This window comes from Listeria sp. ILCC792, from assembly GCF_900186135.1.
GTDB classification, from domain to species: Bacteria; Bacillota; Bacilli; order Lactobacillales; family Listeriaceae; genus Listeria; species Listeria goaensis.
In genome coordinates this window covers 155,488-171,947 of sequence record NZ_FYBO01000001.1, presented here as the reverse complement: position 1 = coordinate 171,947, position 16,460 = coordinate 155,488, and the positions used below count along the sequence as shown (strand labels likewise).

Annotated in this window: 13 protein-coding genes; all 13 read right to left on the bottom strand. The window is 38.9% G+C overall.

All coding sequences use genetic code 11. The features are described 5' to 3' along the window. Positions 1-64 precede the first annotated feature (64 nt). The 13 genes from guaA to CFS60_RS00775 all read right to left on the bottom strand — a co-directional run bounded on the left by guaA (position 65) and on the right by CFS60_RS00775 (position 16,272). A complete protein-coding gene (guaA, locus tag CFS60_RS00835) occupies positions 65-1,621 on the bottom strand; it encodes a glutamine-hydrolyzing GMP synthase (RefSeq protein ID WP_088815163.1) in 1,557 nt (518 codons plus the stop codon). A 121-nt stretch (positions 1,622-1,742) separates the two neighbouring features. Then, a complete protein-coding gene (locus CFS60_RS00830; protein WP_088809064.1) occupies positions 1,743-2,138 on the bottom strand; it encodes a PTS sugar transporter subunit IIB in 396 nt (131 codons plus the stop codon). A gap of 1 nt (position 2,139) precedes the next feature. Next, a complete protein-coding gene (locus CFS60_RS00825; RefSeq protein WP_088808706.1) occupies positions 2,140-2,448 on the bottom strand; it encodes a putative quinol monooxygenase in 309 nt (102 codons plus the stop codon). 12 nt (positions 2,449-2,460) lie between these two features. Beyond that, complete coding sequence (gene nadE, locus CFS60_RS00820) at positions 2,461-3,285, bottom strand: ammonia-dependent NAD(+) synthetase (protein WP_088808705.1); 825 nt, start codon at positions 3,283-3,285, stop codon at positions 2,461-2,463. A gap of 58 nt (positions 3,286-3,343) precedes the next feature. Next, positions 3,344-4,834: a nicotinate phosphoribosyltransferase gene (locus tag CFS60_RS00815; RefSeq protein ID WP_088838697.1), complete on the bottom strand. Its 1,491-nt coding sequence runs from the start codon at positions 4,832-4,834 to the stop codon at positions 3,344-3,346. 82 nt (positions 4,835-4,916) lie between these two features. Further along, on the bottom strand, positions 4,917-6,611 hold the full coding sequence (locus CFS60_RS00810; RefSeq protein WP_159458286.1) for a reverse transcriptase domain-containing protein: 1,695 nt from the start codon (positions 6,609-6,611) through the stop codon (positions 4,917-4,919). A gap of 312 nt (positions 6,612-6,923) precedes the next feature. Further along, complete coding sequence (gene tagD / locus CFS60_RS00805) at positions 6,924-7,307, bottom strand: glycerol-3-phosphate cytidylyltransferase (protein ID WP_088815161.1); 384 nt, start codon at positions 7,305-7,307, stop codon at positions 6,924-6,926. A 17-nt stretch (positions 7,308-7,324) separates the two neighbouring features. Further along, the gene (locus CFS60_RS00800; protein ID WP_159458285.1) at positions 7,325-8,461 is read right to left on the bottom strand and encodes a CDP-glycerol glycerophosphotransferase family protein; all 1,137 of its coding nucleotides are present in this window, start codon (positions 8,459-8,461) and stop codon (positions 7,325-7,327) included. A gap of 62 nt (positions 8,462-8,523) precedes the next feature. Beyond that, positions 8,524-9,549: a ribitol-5-phosphate dehydrogenase gene (locus tag CFS60_RS00795; RefSeq protein WP_088815159.1), complete on the bottom strand. Its 1,026-nt coding sequence runs from the start codon at positions 9,547-9,549 to the stop codon at positions 8,524-8,526. Further along, a complete protein-coding gene (locus tag CFS60_RS00790) occupies positions 9,542-10,255 on the bottom strand; it encodes a 2-C-methyl-D-erythritol 4-phosphate cytidylyltransferase (RefSeq protein WP_088815158.1) in 714 nt (237 codons plus the stop codon). Before CFS60_RS00790 ends, CFS60_RS00795 begins: the two co-directional genes overlap by 8 nt. Before the next feature lie 97 nt (positions 10,256-10,352). Beyond that, entirely contained in the window at positions 10,353-12,923 is a 2,571-nt protein-coding gene (locus CFS60_RS00785) for a YfhO family protein (RefSeq protein WP_159458135.1), read from the bottom strand. A 65-nt stretch (positions 12,924-12,988) separates the two neighbouring features. After that, positions 12,989-13,975, bottom strand: a complete 987-nt coding sequence (locus CFS60_RS00780) for a hypothetical protein (RefSeq protein ID WP_088808698.1) — start codon at positions 13,973-13,975, stop codon at positions 12,989-12,991. After that, the gene (locus tag CFS60_RS00775; RefSeq protein ID WP_088838694.1) at positions 13,972-16,272 is read right to left on the bottom strand and encodes a CDP-glycerol:glycerophosphate glycerophosphotransferase; all 2,301 of its coding nucleotides are present in this window, start codon (positions 16,270-16,272) and stop codon (positions 13,972-13,974) included. The genes CFS60_RS00780 and CFS60_RS00775 overlap by 4 nt, the downstream gene beginning before the upstream one ends. Between the last annotated feature and the right edge of the window lie 188 nt (positions 16,273-16,460).

Genomic DNA, 16,460 nt, shown 5'->3' with positions numbered 1-16,460 from the left:
CTCCGTTTTGAGTACCAAGAAATGCAGTTAAATCAGTGTTTCCCGTTCAATTTGTATTAGCCTTTTACTCCCACTCCACCGTCGCTGGTGGTTTACTCGTCACGTCATACACAACACGATTCACATGCTTCACTTCATTCACGATTCGCACAGAAATTTTCTCCAGCACGTCCCACGGGATGCGCGCCCAGTCGGCTGTCATGCCGTCGATGCTTGTTACGGCGCGGAGGACGACAGTGTGGTCGTATGTGCGGCCGTCACCCATGACACCCACGCTTCGGATGTTTGGTAGGGCTGTGAAGTATTGCCAGATTTCGCGTTCAAGACCGGCATTTTTAATTTCTTCTCTTAGGATAAAATCGGATTCGCGGACGATTTCTAGTTTTTCTTCCGTCACCTCACCGAGTACGCGAATACCGAGGCCTGGACCTGGGAAGGGTTGGCGCCACACAATTGCGTCTGGCATACCGAGTTCCGTTCCGAGTGCGCGCACTTCGTCTTTGAATAGCGTATTTAATGGCTCAATCAATTTAAATTGCATGTCTTCTGGAAGTCCGCCAACGTTGTGATGCGATTTAATTGTTTGCGCCGTCGCTGTGCCGCTTTCAATGATGTCCGTATAAAGCGTACCTTGCGCTAGGAATTCTACGCCGTCTAGTTTGCTCGCTTCATCATCGAATACGTAAATGAATTCGTTGCCGATGATTTTGCGTTTTTGTTCAGGATCTGAAACGCCTTTTAGTTTGTCCATGAAACGTTTTTTGGCGTCAACCTTAATAATATTCATGTTGAACTCGCCTTGAAGGGTTGCCATAACTTGATCGGCTTCACCTTTACGAAGTAAGCCATGATCAACAAAAATACATGTAAGCTTATCACCAATTGCCTTGTGGATCAAAACGCCGACGACGGAAGAATCGACCCCGCCAGAGAGAGCTAGGAGCACTTTTTTATCCCCAACAAGCTCTTGAATCTTTTTAATTTCGACATCAATGAAGTTCTCCATCGACCAATCACCCTTACAACCGCATATGTTTAAAGCAAAGTTTTTAAGCAGGTCGTTGCCGTATTCTGAGTGGCGCACTTCCGGGTGGAACTGGACACCGTACATCTTTTTGTTTTCATCAGCAATCGCTGCAACCGGACAAGACTTGCTTGTACCGATAACGTCAAAAGTTGCTGGCGCTTCAACAACGAGGTCGCCGTGGCTCATCCAGACAGTTTGGTCAGTCGGAATGCCAGCAAATAAATGGTTTGGAATTTCTAGATGTACATTTGCTTTTCCGTATTCACGGTCTTTTGCAGGCTCTACTTTACCGCCAAAATGTAAAGTCATTAGCTGCATGCCGTAACAAATACCTAAAATTGGAATGCCCATTTCAAATAAGCCTTCATCACAGCGGAATGCACCTTCATCATACACACTGTTCGGCCCGCCTGAGAAAATAATACCAGTTGGGTTAAGTGCCTTCATTTCCTCTACCGTAATCGTATGCGGGTGAAGCTCACTATATACACCAAATTCGCGGATACGTCGCGTAATTAATTGGTTGTATTGGCTACCAAAATCCAAAACGATAATTTTTTCTTGCTCTAGAAATTCTTTCATCTTTTTTTCCAAAACCACCTTATCTATAAAATTAAGCCGAGATAGTCGGCTCAAACCACAAAATAAGAAAAGGACAATCGCTTGCCCTTTCATTCTTCTTACATTTTAACGTCTTGCGAGGAAAGTTGCAACCCTAGATTTCACCAGTGAGCCTAAGCGCCTGCTCTAAAATTTTCGCACCTTCCATGCGACCAAACGCAAGCGAATCAATTTTTGCACTTGGAATCCCGATTTCTCCCAAAACTTTCTCCACTTCTTTATACATGTAACTCACTTGCGGGGCAACCAAAACGGCGTCCACTTGCTCCTTAAAGTCGCGAAAATGCGCACTCGTAATCGCCGTCACCGGACCCATGAAAAACACAACATCACGATCTTTATTTTTTTGGAAAAAATCAGCTTTCAATTTTACGTCCTCCGGGAAAAGCAAAGCGGCGTCTAAGTTTTGTTCTTTCGCGCTTTTTACAACATATTGCGCCATTAAGCCAGAAGTCGCGCCGCCCGCGCAAACAATCATAATCGTTTTCATTTTATAGCCCTTTTCCACCAATAATATCGAGTTCCTTATTGCGTTCCACATTTGCAATTAGCGGCATTGCCCGTTCGATTGCAGCCTTCGTTGCCGGGTTTTCAAGCGAAGCGCGGTGGTGCCCTTCGTCCGTCCAAATTTCGCTCACGTAAACAATATTTTCATCTTGTTCAGATATGCCAACGATGTAAGAAAGGCAAGACGCCTCTTTTTCGAGACCAGCGGCACTTTCCAGTAAAATTTCTGCAAGCGCTTTTTGCTGGCCCGGGTGAGCAACAAACGTCGTGAATAGTCCAAATCCCATCTTCATTTTGCATCCCTCCTATTTCCAAAAATCATCAAATATTGTAATCGCCATATGACGTTTATGCATAGATTTTGTGTACCAAGCTTCGATTTTTTGTGCAGCATCTTCTGGGACTGCGCGCCCTTCCAAGTAATCATCAATCTCATCGTACGTCACACCAAGCGCCACTTCGTCCGGCAAAGCGGGTTTATCGTCTTCAAGGTCCGCTGTCGGTGCTTTTAAATAAAGATGTTCAGGACATCCTAGTTCCTTAAGGAGAGCCTTACCTTGTCGTTTATTGAGGCGAAAAAGCGGATTGATATCCGTCCCGCCGTCCCCGTATTTCGTATAAAAACCAGTAACAGCTTCCGCAGAATGATCCGTCCCAACGACCACCCCTTGATACATCGCTGCAATGGAATACTGAGCCTTCATGCGCTCGCGCGCCTTTTCATTTCCTTTCGCGAAATCGGAAAGTGTTACGCCAGCTTGCTCTAGAGTGATGACGCTCACATCGACGGCAGCTTTAATGTTAATCGTAATCGTTTTGTCAGGCGCAATAAATTCGAGCGCATCCGTGCGGTCAGCTTCATCGATTTGCTTGCCGTACGGTAAGCTTACGGCGATAAATTGATAGCTCGAATCGTTTGTTTCGGCGCGCAATTCGGTAATCGCAAGTTGGGCTAGTTTGCCAGCTAAGGTGGAGTCTTGCCCAGCGGAAATTCCAAGGACAAGCGATTTTAAAAACGGATTTCGCTTTAAATAGGCCTTTAAAAAGTCAATGCTCTTCCGAATTTCTTCTTGTGGGTTTATTTCCGGTAAAACGTGCATCTCACGTATAATTTGTTCTCTCAACATCAAAATCCTCCTATCAAAACAGCGACCTACTTTTAGACAAAAAGAAAGCCGCTCGTGTTTGTTAAAATGGTATATCTAAATCAACTGGTGAATGAAGCTGCACGCTTTTGCGCACTTTCTCGATGTTGCGCATCTTATTTTTCCAGCACTTCACGCTTAAATCAACTGGGTATTGTTCTGGACGTATCGTACGCTTGTATTCATCCCAAAGCAGCGCCAGGTTATCCTCTTTATATTGCTTGATTTCCTCTAAAGTCGGCATCTCATAGACAAGCTCGCCGTCCTCAAAAATCGGCACAAGTAGCTCACGCGCCGTAAAATGCTTCACTGTTTTCGTAATGTACGTATGCACCGGGTGGAACATCGTAAGCTCCCTCGCGTCGTCCAAAGACTCGTCAAACAGTGCCACATAGTCCCCTTCCGCCTTCAAGCCTTCGTCCGTCGTGATGATACGATACACGGTCTTTTTACCCGGGGTGGAAACTTTTTCCGTGTTGCTCGACAGCTTAATTGAATCCTGCAGCACACCGTTTTCGTCCGCGATGGCCGCCATTTTGTAAACCGCACCAAGCGCTGGTTGATCATATGCTGTAATTAGTTTTGTGCCAACACCCCATGAATCAATTTTCGCTTTTTGTGCCTTCAAAGATAAAATCGTATGTTCATCTAAATCGCTCGACGCAAAAATTTTCACATCCGGAAATCCTGCTTCATCTAGCATTTGGCGTGCCTTCTTCGACAAGAACGCCATGTCCCCGCTGTCCAAACGAATCCCCATAAAATTCACCTTATCGCCTAGTTCCTTCGCCACCCGAATCGCATTCGGTACGCCTGATTTCAGCGTATCATACGTGTCTACGAGGAAAATAGCATTTTTATGACTCTTCGCATAACTTTTAAATGCTTCATACTCATCTCGGTACGCCTGAACCATCGCATGCGCCATTGTTCCTGAAACTGGAATGCCGAAAATTTTTCCAGCGCGCACGTTACTTGTGGAATCACAGCCGCCAATATAAGCCGCGCGCGTTCCCCAAATTGCTGCGTCCATTTCTTGCGCTCGCCGCGTGCCAAATTCAGCTAAGCTTTCCGCTTCCACAACCTCACGAATTCGCGCCGCTTTGGTCGCAATTAAGGTTTGGAAGTTCACAATATTTAAAAGTGCCGTTTCAATGAGCTGTGCTTCCGCTAAGCTCGCTTCCACTTGCACGATGGGTTCTGTTTTAAAAACAAATTCACCTTCGCGAACGGAACGAATGTTGCCTTTAAATTTAAAGTTTCGTAAATACTCTAAAAACGGGCCATCAAATCCTAGTTCATCATGTAAATAGGTGATGTCAGATTCTGTAAAATGCAAATTTTTCATGTATGCGATAATTCGCTCTAAGCCAGCAAAAACAACGAAGCCGGAATCAAATGGCATATCGCGAAAGAAAACTTCAAATACGCTTTTACGTTCATGTAAACCATCATCAAAATACGCTTTCATCATATTGAGTTGATACAAATCAGTATGTAAGGTTAAACTGTCGTCATGATATAAGTTCGTCATCGTTCTCTCCTATCCTCATTTGGAAACGAATTTAATAACCCCATCATAGCATAAAAACTAGTGTGTTACTACTTTAGATATTCTAGCTATTCATTAAGAATTTTATATCCGAAATTGGCACAAATGTATTAATCGTAATACCGTTATCACTAGTACCTTTCGCTGCAATACCTATGACATTCTCATGAATATCGAGAATCGGTCCCCCGCTATTTCCACCATAAATAGTAGCTGATATTTTATACCTTATTTGAGTTAAACCTAATTCTTGTTCAATGCTATTAAATTTATTTGGAAATGAATTAGAAATAACCTGAGTAATTTTTCCAAACTCAGTATTTAAAGTATTTCCATTACAATCTTCTGGATAACCAAGCAAGATACATTTTTGATTTTCATATATTGTATCAGAGCGGTTAAATCCCCAGTTCATAGTATCAATGGTGGTATCTAAATTAAATATTGCTATATCTAAATCATAATCAATGTATTTTTTATTTATTTTTATTTTATGCTTTCTATCTACTTCATTTACTATATATATTTCACGTTTAACAGCACTATCATAATGTTCGAAATAGTCTTTAAATATATGAGCAGCGCTGACCAAACCTATTTTTTTTAAATAAAATGCTGAACCAGTATTACAAAAAAATTCTCCCTCTCTTTCAAAAGAGATTTCCACAATGAAACAGTTTCTTCTTCTAAACTTTTCAACCCGCGTAAGTGGACTTATTGGATTAATATTCGAAGGTAAGTTTAAAGAATTGAATTGACTGGCCAATTTTTTAAATACGGGATTCTCTCTTCCCTTAACTTGTGCAACAAATTGAATTTGACCTTTTAGAATGCTATAAACATTAGCATTAGGATTAATATGAGCTTTGCGCTTAGTGTATTCTATAAAAAACTTTTCTCTTGCTGCTTCTTCGGTATTTACTTTCAAATTATGTATTGAAGCTCTAATTCTTTTCACGTAATTTCTGTTAACATTTACAATTTCATTAACAGTAAGACCTGTAACATTCTGATTTTGATTGGGAGTTCGAAGATATATTTTTTCCTGATTCACATCAAATCCAGTCTTTCGAAGTATCTCCTCAAGTAATCTACCAAGCCGCATTCTCCCCTCCCCATCTTTGAAAGCAAACAGCCTTGGAAAGTAATCTTTACTAGATGAAATTGTGATGTCATCCACATATCTGCTATAAGTACACTGTTTGGAGCTACATAATTTTTGAAGTTCTCTATCTACTTCAAAACATAACATATTGGATAAAATAGGTGATGTTGGAGCACCCTGTGGAAGTATATTTTGATGACAACAAATTTCTGCAAGGACACCCGCGACTACATTATTAAAATTAAAATATCTTCTAAATAAACCAATCACTCTGCCTTGATTAAACTGATGAAAAAAATCTTTTAGGTCAAAATTAAAAACCCATTTTTTATTAGTATGCAATGCCGCATTATCAATAATGCTTTTCTTTTTTACAAAACCAAATGAAGATTTAAAAGGAGTATAGTCTAATGTGAAAATGTACGCTAGTTTTTTTTGAATAATTTTCAAATTATTTACAGGAGAAAAAATTTCTCTTTCTCCCCCGTTCTTTTTAGATATATAAAAATGACTGTACTTCCTTTTTTCATACAATATATCTCTTAAAAATTGTGGGCTTATTTCCAATAAATCAGCTACTTCTTTAAAATTGTTTAAATTTCTGAACTTAAGAACTAAGACTTCATCTATCTCTTTTAATTGTATTTGCTGCATTTTATATGACCATCTCCTGAGAAAATTTGAAGTAGTTGAAATATTACTTGTTTCTATAGCCAAGTTATACATCTAACATTTTATACGAAAATAGTGCCGTCCTTTTTGACTCACAGTGCAATTACTAAAAAGACACCTTTTTCATTACCATTGCGAAACACAACAGAAATTTAATTCAACTACTTCAAGAATATTATATTATTTATCTAATATAGAGTAAAGGAAAATATGGTCACGGCTAAAATATGTTCAGTTACTACTTCCGTGAATTTTTGAACGCAAAAAATCCTACGCAAAAATGGGCGTAGGATTTTAGCTTAAATCATCTTTAATTTGTGTCGTTGAAATGCCGGTCGTTCTTGGTAAATAAATGACTTCACAGTAATCTTTTAAGAAGTCAAATTCGCCGCTCCAATCGTCCCCCATCACGAAAATATCAACGTCATGCGTTTTGACGTCGTCAATTTTTTGTTCCCATGTTTTTTCTGGGATAACTTCGTCTACGTAACGGATAGCTTCTAAAATCAATTTTCTGTGCGGGTAACTGTGATAGGCTTCTTTATGTTTTAGCGCGTTAAATTCGTCCGTTGAGACGGCGACAATTAAGTAATCGCCAAGGGCTTTTGCCCGCTTTAAAAGTTCAATGTGACCCCAGTGGAGCAAATCAAACGTGCCGTAAGTTATCACTTTTTTCATCGTACGTCCCTCTTTTTTTAAAGATTTTTTTTAATAAAAGAAACAAGTTTTTCGCTTGCATTTCCTGTCGAGTACTTGTTCCAGCTTTTTTTAAACGCCTCAATTTGTTCGGCATGCGCAGCCTCCGCTAAAATAGCGTCTGAAAGCGCCTCTGTCGTCTGATACGGCGTCCCCGGAATTAGATCCAAGTAGCCTGTGACAAGACCGCGTTCGCTATCATACGTTTCTAAATCTGGCGTGTAGAAGTACACTGGGCGGTCAAGTAGCGCAAAATCAACGGGGGTGGATGAATAATCTGTCACGAGAATGTCGCTTCCAGCCAAGACTTCCTTCATTGATTCTGCTTTCGGTACAATGCGTACAAAATCATCTTCTGGCACGTCAAGTTGACTCGCAATTGCGGGATGCAGTTTTAACAGCAAGACGTATTCGCTCGCCAATTTTTCGCGCATCATTTCCACATCGATGAGCAATTTGGCCGCACCAAGCTCATTGTCCCGGTACGTCGGAGCATATAAAATTGTCTTTTTATGATACTTCGCGCGGTAGCGCTTATGCACCCTCATGACCTTTTCTTTTTGAAAAAAGTAGTCTGTACTTGGCACTCCGATTTTGAGCAGCTTACTGTCGTCTAACAAGAAAGAGCGTTTGAAAATGTCAGCCATCACATCAGATCCCACGACCACATGAGTGAACGCCGCGTAGACGCGTTTAAATCGCGTCTGTTCGGCAGCTGTCCGTCCCGCAACACTTTTATCTTCCCATGCAAACTTTTTGAGTGCGCCACTCGCATGCCAAATTTGTACGCAGATTGTTCCTTCTGCCCATTTCATCACAGCAAGCTCGGGGAAATAATTATCAACAAGGACAACTTTTGCCGTGCTCATATGATAAATGCGCGACACCAATGTTTTTGTTTTCATAGGAATCATTCGCATAAAATTTTGAGCGATTTTTGTTGTGTCTAAACGTGGGTCATAAAAAACAATTGTTTCAGGTGTCACTTTTAGTTCCACCATTTTTTTGGAGATTTGTTCTGGGCTATCGCTAAACGTAATCAGCATAACCACTTTGTTTTGCCGTTTAAACATGCGACAAAGGAAGGCGATTACCTTGACGAAACACATGTATACAGAAGCTAAAATACGCTTCATTTTCATCACACTCCTTATTCTTTGTCCCTTTTATAAAAGCGCCGCACAGCGACGCCTTTTTCTTATATGTTCCACGACATGACCGTTTTCCCCCACGGGCTTCGTAAATCGGATTCGAACGCTTCAATGACATCTTGAATACTGCGAACATCATGGATTTCACCGACTAAATTGGCTAAGTATTCCACAGCGCGTTTATTTTCATTTAAAAAACGAACGGTTTCTTCAAAGTCAACACGACCACTGCGGCTACTACCGTAAACGGTAAGCCCTTTTTCAAGCACCATGCGTGTATTAAACTCAATCGGATATTCTGAAACACCGAGTAGCGATATCGTACCTTCTGGTTTGATGAGGTCAATAATTTGGCTGACCGCGTACTGGCTGCCTCTGCCTCCCGCACATTCAAACGCTTGGTCAATAACAAGCCCTTCCGGAATCTCGTCAATATTATAGGCACCGTCTACAAACGAGAAGAAATCCAGTTTGTACGGTGTTTTTCCAAAAATATAGACCTTCGCATCTGGGTACTTATCTTTTAAAAGAAGCGTCATGATGAAGCCTAAGTTGCCATCGCCCCAAACGCCGAAAGACGAGCGATTTTGGTCGGCGCGTGAATCAAAGCGAAGTAGCGCATGAACAGCTACTGAAATGAGCTCTGAAAAAGCGGCAACTGACATGTCCATATCTTCTGGTAACACCACAAGACGGTCCCGACGCATGAAAACATTGTCCTGCATGAGTCCATCAAAACCGCTTGAACGGAATTTCGTTGAACGCAAGTAGTTTTCTGCAATGACAGGGTCACTTTCAACGGGTGTATTAGGAATCATGACGACTTTTGTCCCAATAGGAAATTCTTTTTTAGCATCATAAACGACTTCTCCGACACCTTCATGAATCAGTGCCATTGGAAGTTTTTTCGCTAAAATTTCTTTTCCGCGTGAACCAGTATAATAGCGCTGATCGGCCGCACAAATCGAAAGATAAGTTGGGCGAACAACAACGACATCTTCCGTCAATGTTTCATCAATGTTCGCGACTTCGAATTGTCGTTCAGACACGAGCCTGTATACTTGATTAATCATTATTTATCCGCTCCTGTATAATGGCATTCGCTACTTGCAAATCGTACGGTGTCGTAATTTTAATATTAAAAATTTCACCTTTTACTAAACTCACTTTTTCACCAGCTAACAGACAAATTTTACAAGCATCCGTTAAAATTTCTTTTTGCTCGGCAGAAAGCGCGTTGTAGTGCCCATAAATCATTTTCATGTTAAAACTTTGCGGCGTTTGACCTTGATACATCACATCACGAACCGGAATATCTGTAATAAATTCATGGTTGGTCGATTCAACAATTGTATCCGTCGCCGTAATTACCGTATCTACTGTGCCGTATTTCAAAGCCGCATCAATATTTTCTTCAATAATTCGGTGCGTTAAAAATGGACGAACAGCATCATGTGTGATTAAAACATCATCTTCATTTAAACCGAAATTCTTCTCTACATAACGAATTCCGTTCATAATCGTTTCATTGCGGTCGGTACCACCTTCAATGACAACAACTCGGTCATCTTGAATATGTTTTTTTAGGACATCTTCTGTGTGGTTCATCCACTCTTTTGGTGAAGCCACAAAAATCTTATCAAAACGCGCATTTAAAATAAATTTTTCAACGGTATGCACAATAACGGGTTTACCGTTAAGCGGTAAATATTGTTTTGGCATACTCACATTGCCCATCCGGGTACCTTTACCCCCAGCAAGAATTTCAGCATAAATCATTTCTTTATTCTCCTTTATTTCTAAAGTTTGAAAGCTCATACAGCTATATTGTAACACAAAAGATTGTAAAAAGAAGCTATCCATATTCACGCGAGTCTTACGAACGTTTCGCTCTAAATCTTAACCAGATCAATAGCGCACTACCTGCTAGTAGCGCAAGGAATCCTGCAAAAAGACCAGGTTGTCTGTAGCTCAGCTCAATTTTATTTTTCCCTTTAGGCACTTCAACCCCAATAAAACTCTTGTTATAAAGTGGCGTTATTTCAGTTTTTTCGCCATTTACTTTGGCACTCCAGCCTTTGCTATACGGAATTGTAAATTGGACAGTTTCTTTTTCTTCTGCTACAAAATTTGTTTCTAGCTGATCTTCACGTATTTTTTCTACATGTACGTTACTTTTTTCTAGGGCATTCACTCGATTTCGGAACATTTCTAAATCCAGTTTAGCAAACTGTAAACCACCGATGTTTTCCACCGCGTTTCGAACTACAAAAGTAACGGTGGTCACCCCGCTTTTTTGTTCGCCAAGATTAATAATATGCGGCGCTACCTCAAAGGTAGAATGTGAAACTTGTTTACCGTTTACATAGATTTGTAAAGGCGTAGCGCTATTCACGATTCCATTTAATGACAGGTAAAGTTGCGAAGGTTTTTGGATTTCAATTTGTGCTTCCAATTTCCCTTCCGTGACGTGTTGATTTTTTTGGAGCGTCAAAACATTATTGTTTCGCGTCACTGTTAAATCTTTTGCCTCCCATTTTACTGGGGTCGTCATTTGGAAATACGGTAACTCACTTCCTTTTTTGGAAAAAAGTAGGTTTTGCTTCTCAAAGTAATTTAGCGACGGATCATCAAGTTTACTGCTAACCGCTTGATAGTCCACTTGCGGAATGTAGGCTAAGGAAAGCGCGTTTTGATTTTGATAAACGTCGTAAGAAGCAGTTTGCATGACCCGCTTAAAACCCTCTTTTGTAATCTGGCTATTTTTAGGTTGTATGTTGTATGCCACGCCAAACAAGGAGTCGGTAATTAAAGTGTTCCCTTCGTAGCGTAACCACACCATCGAAGGTGTTGTTAAAAAGCCTAGTTTCCCTAGATTTTGGTTCAGTTGCTTATGCGTAAGTGTATTGTAATTGGTTATGCCATTCAAACCATAGCGGAATGAATCATTATTTCGAAACGGCTGTTGACTTGTAAAATCCATTCTTGAAAAATCGCTACCGCCAACTTCCGAGACAATCGCTGTTTTTTCTTTATCAAATTGGTTGTATTGTTCATACGTTTCAGCCGGGTAGACGCGATTTGTTTGATAGGTGTTCATCAGTAAGTCCGCTGCAACGAGTAACACTAAACACGAAATAGCGATTTTTTGATATTTCTCGAGACCAATCAGGCCAATCGTCAAGCAAATAAGCATAGCCGCATTGATAACTAAAATTTTTCTAGAGATGATTTCGCCATTGTTCAAGTAAAGCAGTACAAATAACAGCAGCAGAGCAGATAAAACGATTAAGATTTGATACATTTTCAAACCTGAAAATACATCGATACTTTTAGCCGCCATAACAACTGCAAAGGCCGAAAAGATGAAAATATAACGATATGGCCATCCGTTTGGTTCCGCAAACCCGTGGAAAACATAGTTCATTCCAACACTTTGCGTCGCTATAAATAATACGATTAAAGCGGCTAACCACAACAACTTCGTTTTCAATAAAATAGTGCGATTTAAAAAGAATAACACAGCTAATAATAAAATAAAGAGGCCTACGTAAACATTGGGCGCATTTTGATTCACATCCACAAGTGGATACTGAACGCCCGTTAAAAATTTGCTTAACGTATTGATTGGTTCTGTTAAATCAAACTTAAACCATTGAATAGCCTGATCCTTTTTTGGTGCAGATAGCGTTTCTAACACTACTGGCACAACAATTGGTGCCGCTAATAAGGCAGAAATAATTCCCGATGAAACGAAATGGAAAAACTTCTTCCAAAAAGAAATCGGCTTTTCCCCGAGCTCAAAAATCCGAACAAGAAAATATAAGAATGCCCCGATACAAGCCATATAGCCAATATAAAAGTTTGTAACAAGAGCATATGTAATACCAAAAATGAATATTCCAGATTTTCCATCTTGAATAAGTTTATCTACCCCAAGCATAATAATGGGGAAAATATAAACTACATCCAGCCACATAATATTCGATTGATAAACAACTATAAAACCTGATAGCGCGTAGCTAATAGCAAGCGGAATTGTCCACCACGTCATCTTTTTAAATGTGTTTTTTAAATAGATTGCCATGAATAATCCTGCAAGACCTACTTTAATCCAGTAAACAATTTGAATCAGGTATACTAATAAGTCCTTTGGGAACAACGCGATGATGAAAGCAAATGGGCTCATCAAATAGTAGCCTATTATCCCGAGTGTTCCTACACCCATGCCACCTTGAAATGTAAATCCCCAATTCGCTTTTCCGTAAATCAAATCATGCAGTAGATAGTGAAATGAGATATACTGGCTTTTCAAATCGGCAGCCAGAAACGTTTTTGTTCCCAAAAAAGACATGCTGTTTAATGATTGTGCAATGATTACTAACAAAATAGGCAAAACAAAACTAATGCCATATATCCACTTTTTATTAAGTTCTTTCGTCTCCATATTTATCCCCTCAGCCATAAAGAGAAGCTAGCTAGTTTTTTAGCTAACTTCTGTTTGATATTGATTTACTTGCTAAAAAATAGTTCATTACATTTTTGTAGTTCTTTATCAGAATTTGCCCGCACAGCTTTATACAATGCATTCGTTGTTTGACGGTAAAAACGCAAGTAGTATTGTCTTGAATTAAAATGCATTTGATCAAATAAAAATGTACTAAATTTCAGATATGTTTCGACAAATAATGGGTCGCTCTTTAAATTTTGATAATTTTCGATTGGAACTTGCACGAAGAAATAACCAAGTGAAACTAAATCAGAAACAATTATTTTATCTAATTGCTCTAATTTTTTCAGTAAACTGGTTAAAAATGTTTCCGCTTTTGCTACTTCATTTTTGAGAATGAGTTGCTGGAAGTACGGGCCAATTTGCTCCCGAACTAAATAATTCAAAGTATTAATATTATACTTTTGATTAAGCAAACGAATATGACTATGTTTCTCCTGCCGCATCTTTAAAAACGCATACTTCTCAAAAACTTGTTCCACATCCACTTCAGCTAATTCTTTTTGGAAAACATCATCTTGAAATTCTAAGATTTTTTGTTTAACGATACTTTGATTTTTCGAAAGCAATCTAAACATTAACTCCTCAAAATTATCGTGGCCATCAAGTTCACTCGCCGCACTCAAAAGTTCTTTTTTACGAACCAACATAAAATGATAATTTTCTTCAAAGATTAGAAAGGGTTCTTGTTCGAGATAGCTAGGCACAGAAAGCTCTACTTCATTGATATAGTTTAACCCTTCTTCTAACTCTGTTTTTTCATAAGAAAAGTTCTTGACTTCTTTTAAAAAGACAGGGTTTTTTTGAAAATAATGAATGTCTGCACTTGCAATAACTTCCTCATAATTTTTAGCGAAAGTCATAATTTGAGAAGTTACGATGTCCGATTCATTTCCATTTAAAAGGATAAATTCGCCTTCAGCTGTATTTAATTTCGGAAGTGCTTCTTGAACACGTTCCTCCGAACTCACTTGGATAATTGAAATCATGCTCTCCCCCCTTTATTATCTATAAAAGTTTCAATAAAGCGACGGGTGGATTGACCATCAATACTAGACATAAATTGCTTTCTAAATGAAACTAATTTCTCATAATCATATTGATCCAATTTGATAGCTTCAACCAATCGATCTGTTGTCTTGTAAATATTCCCGGGAATCATTTCCTCATAGTTGAAATAAAAACCGCGTTCATCAAAATAATTATCAATATCATAAGCAAAGAAAAACATAGGTTTATTCATAATGCTATACTCGAAAATCACTGAAGAATAATCTGTTATTAGAACATCACTAAATAGCATTACGTCATTTATATCATCTGTTGAATCAATCATAATAATAAATGGATCGTCTAAATCAATATTCATGGTGATATTTTTAATCATCGGGTGAAATTTTAAAATTAAGACGTATTCATCGCTCAAGCAGTCGCGCATTTTTTTGACATCCATGACAACAGAGAAATTCTTCCGCTCGTCTGGTCCGCCCCTAAAGGTTGGCGCATATAGAATGGCTTTCTTTTCGCGTAAAATCGGATATTGCTTCCGATAAACTTCCTCGATATATTCTTTATAGTCATGATCAAAAAAGATATCTGTCCTAGGCACACCAATTGGAAATATTTGAGATTCCTTTTTGCGAAACGCCTCTGCATATTGCGGGACAATCGCTTCTGAACTCGTTAAAACGGCAGAGTAAGGCGAATGCGCTCGCGCTTCAAATTCTTCAGTGTTTGAATCATCGGCTTCTAATGCGCTAAAGCCAAACTTCTTAAAAGCCCCTGCCGCATGCCAAGATTGAATAACATTAGTTCTTTTACTGAACTTCAATCCATAGATTTTATTGTAATAATCATCTAAAACAATATTCTCAGCACGCCCCAACACATAATAAAGCTGTAGTATTTCTAGCCAACTTCGCTGTTTATTTAAAAAGACAAAAATTCGTTCAGGTCGATTATTTAAAAACATAAAGTCATAAATCGCTAATAAATTGCCTTCAAGCTTCACGCTTCTTTCTGTTGCAAGTACAAGATAATCTTTTTTCGGCAAAAAACTCACCAATTTAAATAAGATTCTTCGCGCAAAACCATTTACGAGGCGTGGCGTTTTTAATTTCGAACGAATAATAAATCGGTTAGAAATTCTCTTCGCTTTTTTCCAGTTGTCTTCCTCTATAATACTAATGGTCGCTTGGTAGTATACAGGATAGGTTTTGATGAAAGCATCCTTTGCCTCTTCTCTTTGTTTTGCCCACAAGTAAGTAATTAGTTTGCGGAAAGAAGCCCTAGCTCCCTTTCGAATATAGTTTGCTCGGTCCATCGTACTATACATAAGAAAATAACGGAAAGATGGAATTAAGTTTAAAAACTTATCCGATTTTGTTTCAAACCAATTTAAAATCATCGTATAACAGGTGTTTTGAATGTCAACATCTTTACTTTCTGTTGATGCCTTGAGAGCAGCCCACAATTCAACACTAGAAACACGTTTATAATACTCCAACGCAATATTTTCAGGCGTCTTACTGTTTTTAATTTCTTTCTCCCCGTAATCAAAAACATCAAACACAGATTGCAAAATACGCACAGGATCTTTATAGACTGATTGTGTTAAGGACTCACCTTCACCGTCCCTCAAACGGTAGTAATAAACCACTTTTTCTACCGTATAGATATTTTCTGCATTCAGCAATGCATGAAGTACGAATGGCTGGTCCTCTCCATATCTAATTGTTTCAGGAAAAAAAAGGTTTTCGATTAATTGGTGGTGATATAATTTAGCACACGGCCCTATCGAATAAAACAATTCCGGATTTTTGAAAATCGTTTTACTCCCCGGTTTGGCAATATTGTGTTCCACATGAGAAGGAATAAACCATTCTTTCTCTGAATTAAACCTTTTAGTTGCCCCTGTAACTAAATCAGCATTATTCTTAACTGCTGCTTGATACATTAAATCAAGCGCATTATCAGGAATAATGTCATCGCTATCTACAAAACAAATATACTCTCCTTGAGCCTTTCGAAGACCATGATTCCGAGCAACTGCTGGCCCCGCATTTTCTTGTTGAATAAGTTTAAATAGTTTATGGTTTTTGATAAAATCTTTTACAATTTCAATTGTTCTATCTGTTGAACCATCATCAATAAGTAAAACTTCATAATTATCAAATGTTTGAGCTTCAATACTTTTTAAAGTTTCTAAGATGACTTCTTCCACATTGTAAAGCGGCACGATAATACTTATTGCGACTCTTTTGTTTTCAGTTACTCGCATGTTCATAAAATATTATTCTCCTAACTAAATGGCATATCTTGTTTAATTTTAGCTATTAAATTTATGGATGTCAATTCCAATTCGATTTTCTCCCGCGCATGTTAGCTTCCGCCAATCTATTTCTACGCTTATCAGTACAGAAATCAGTCTTGCTATTCTGCATCAATATCGTTTATAATGTTAGGAGGCAATGA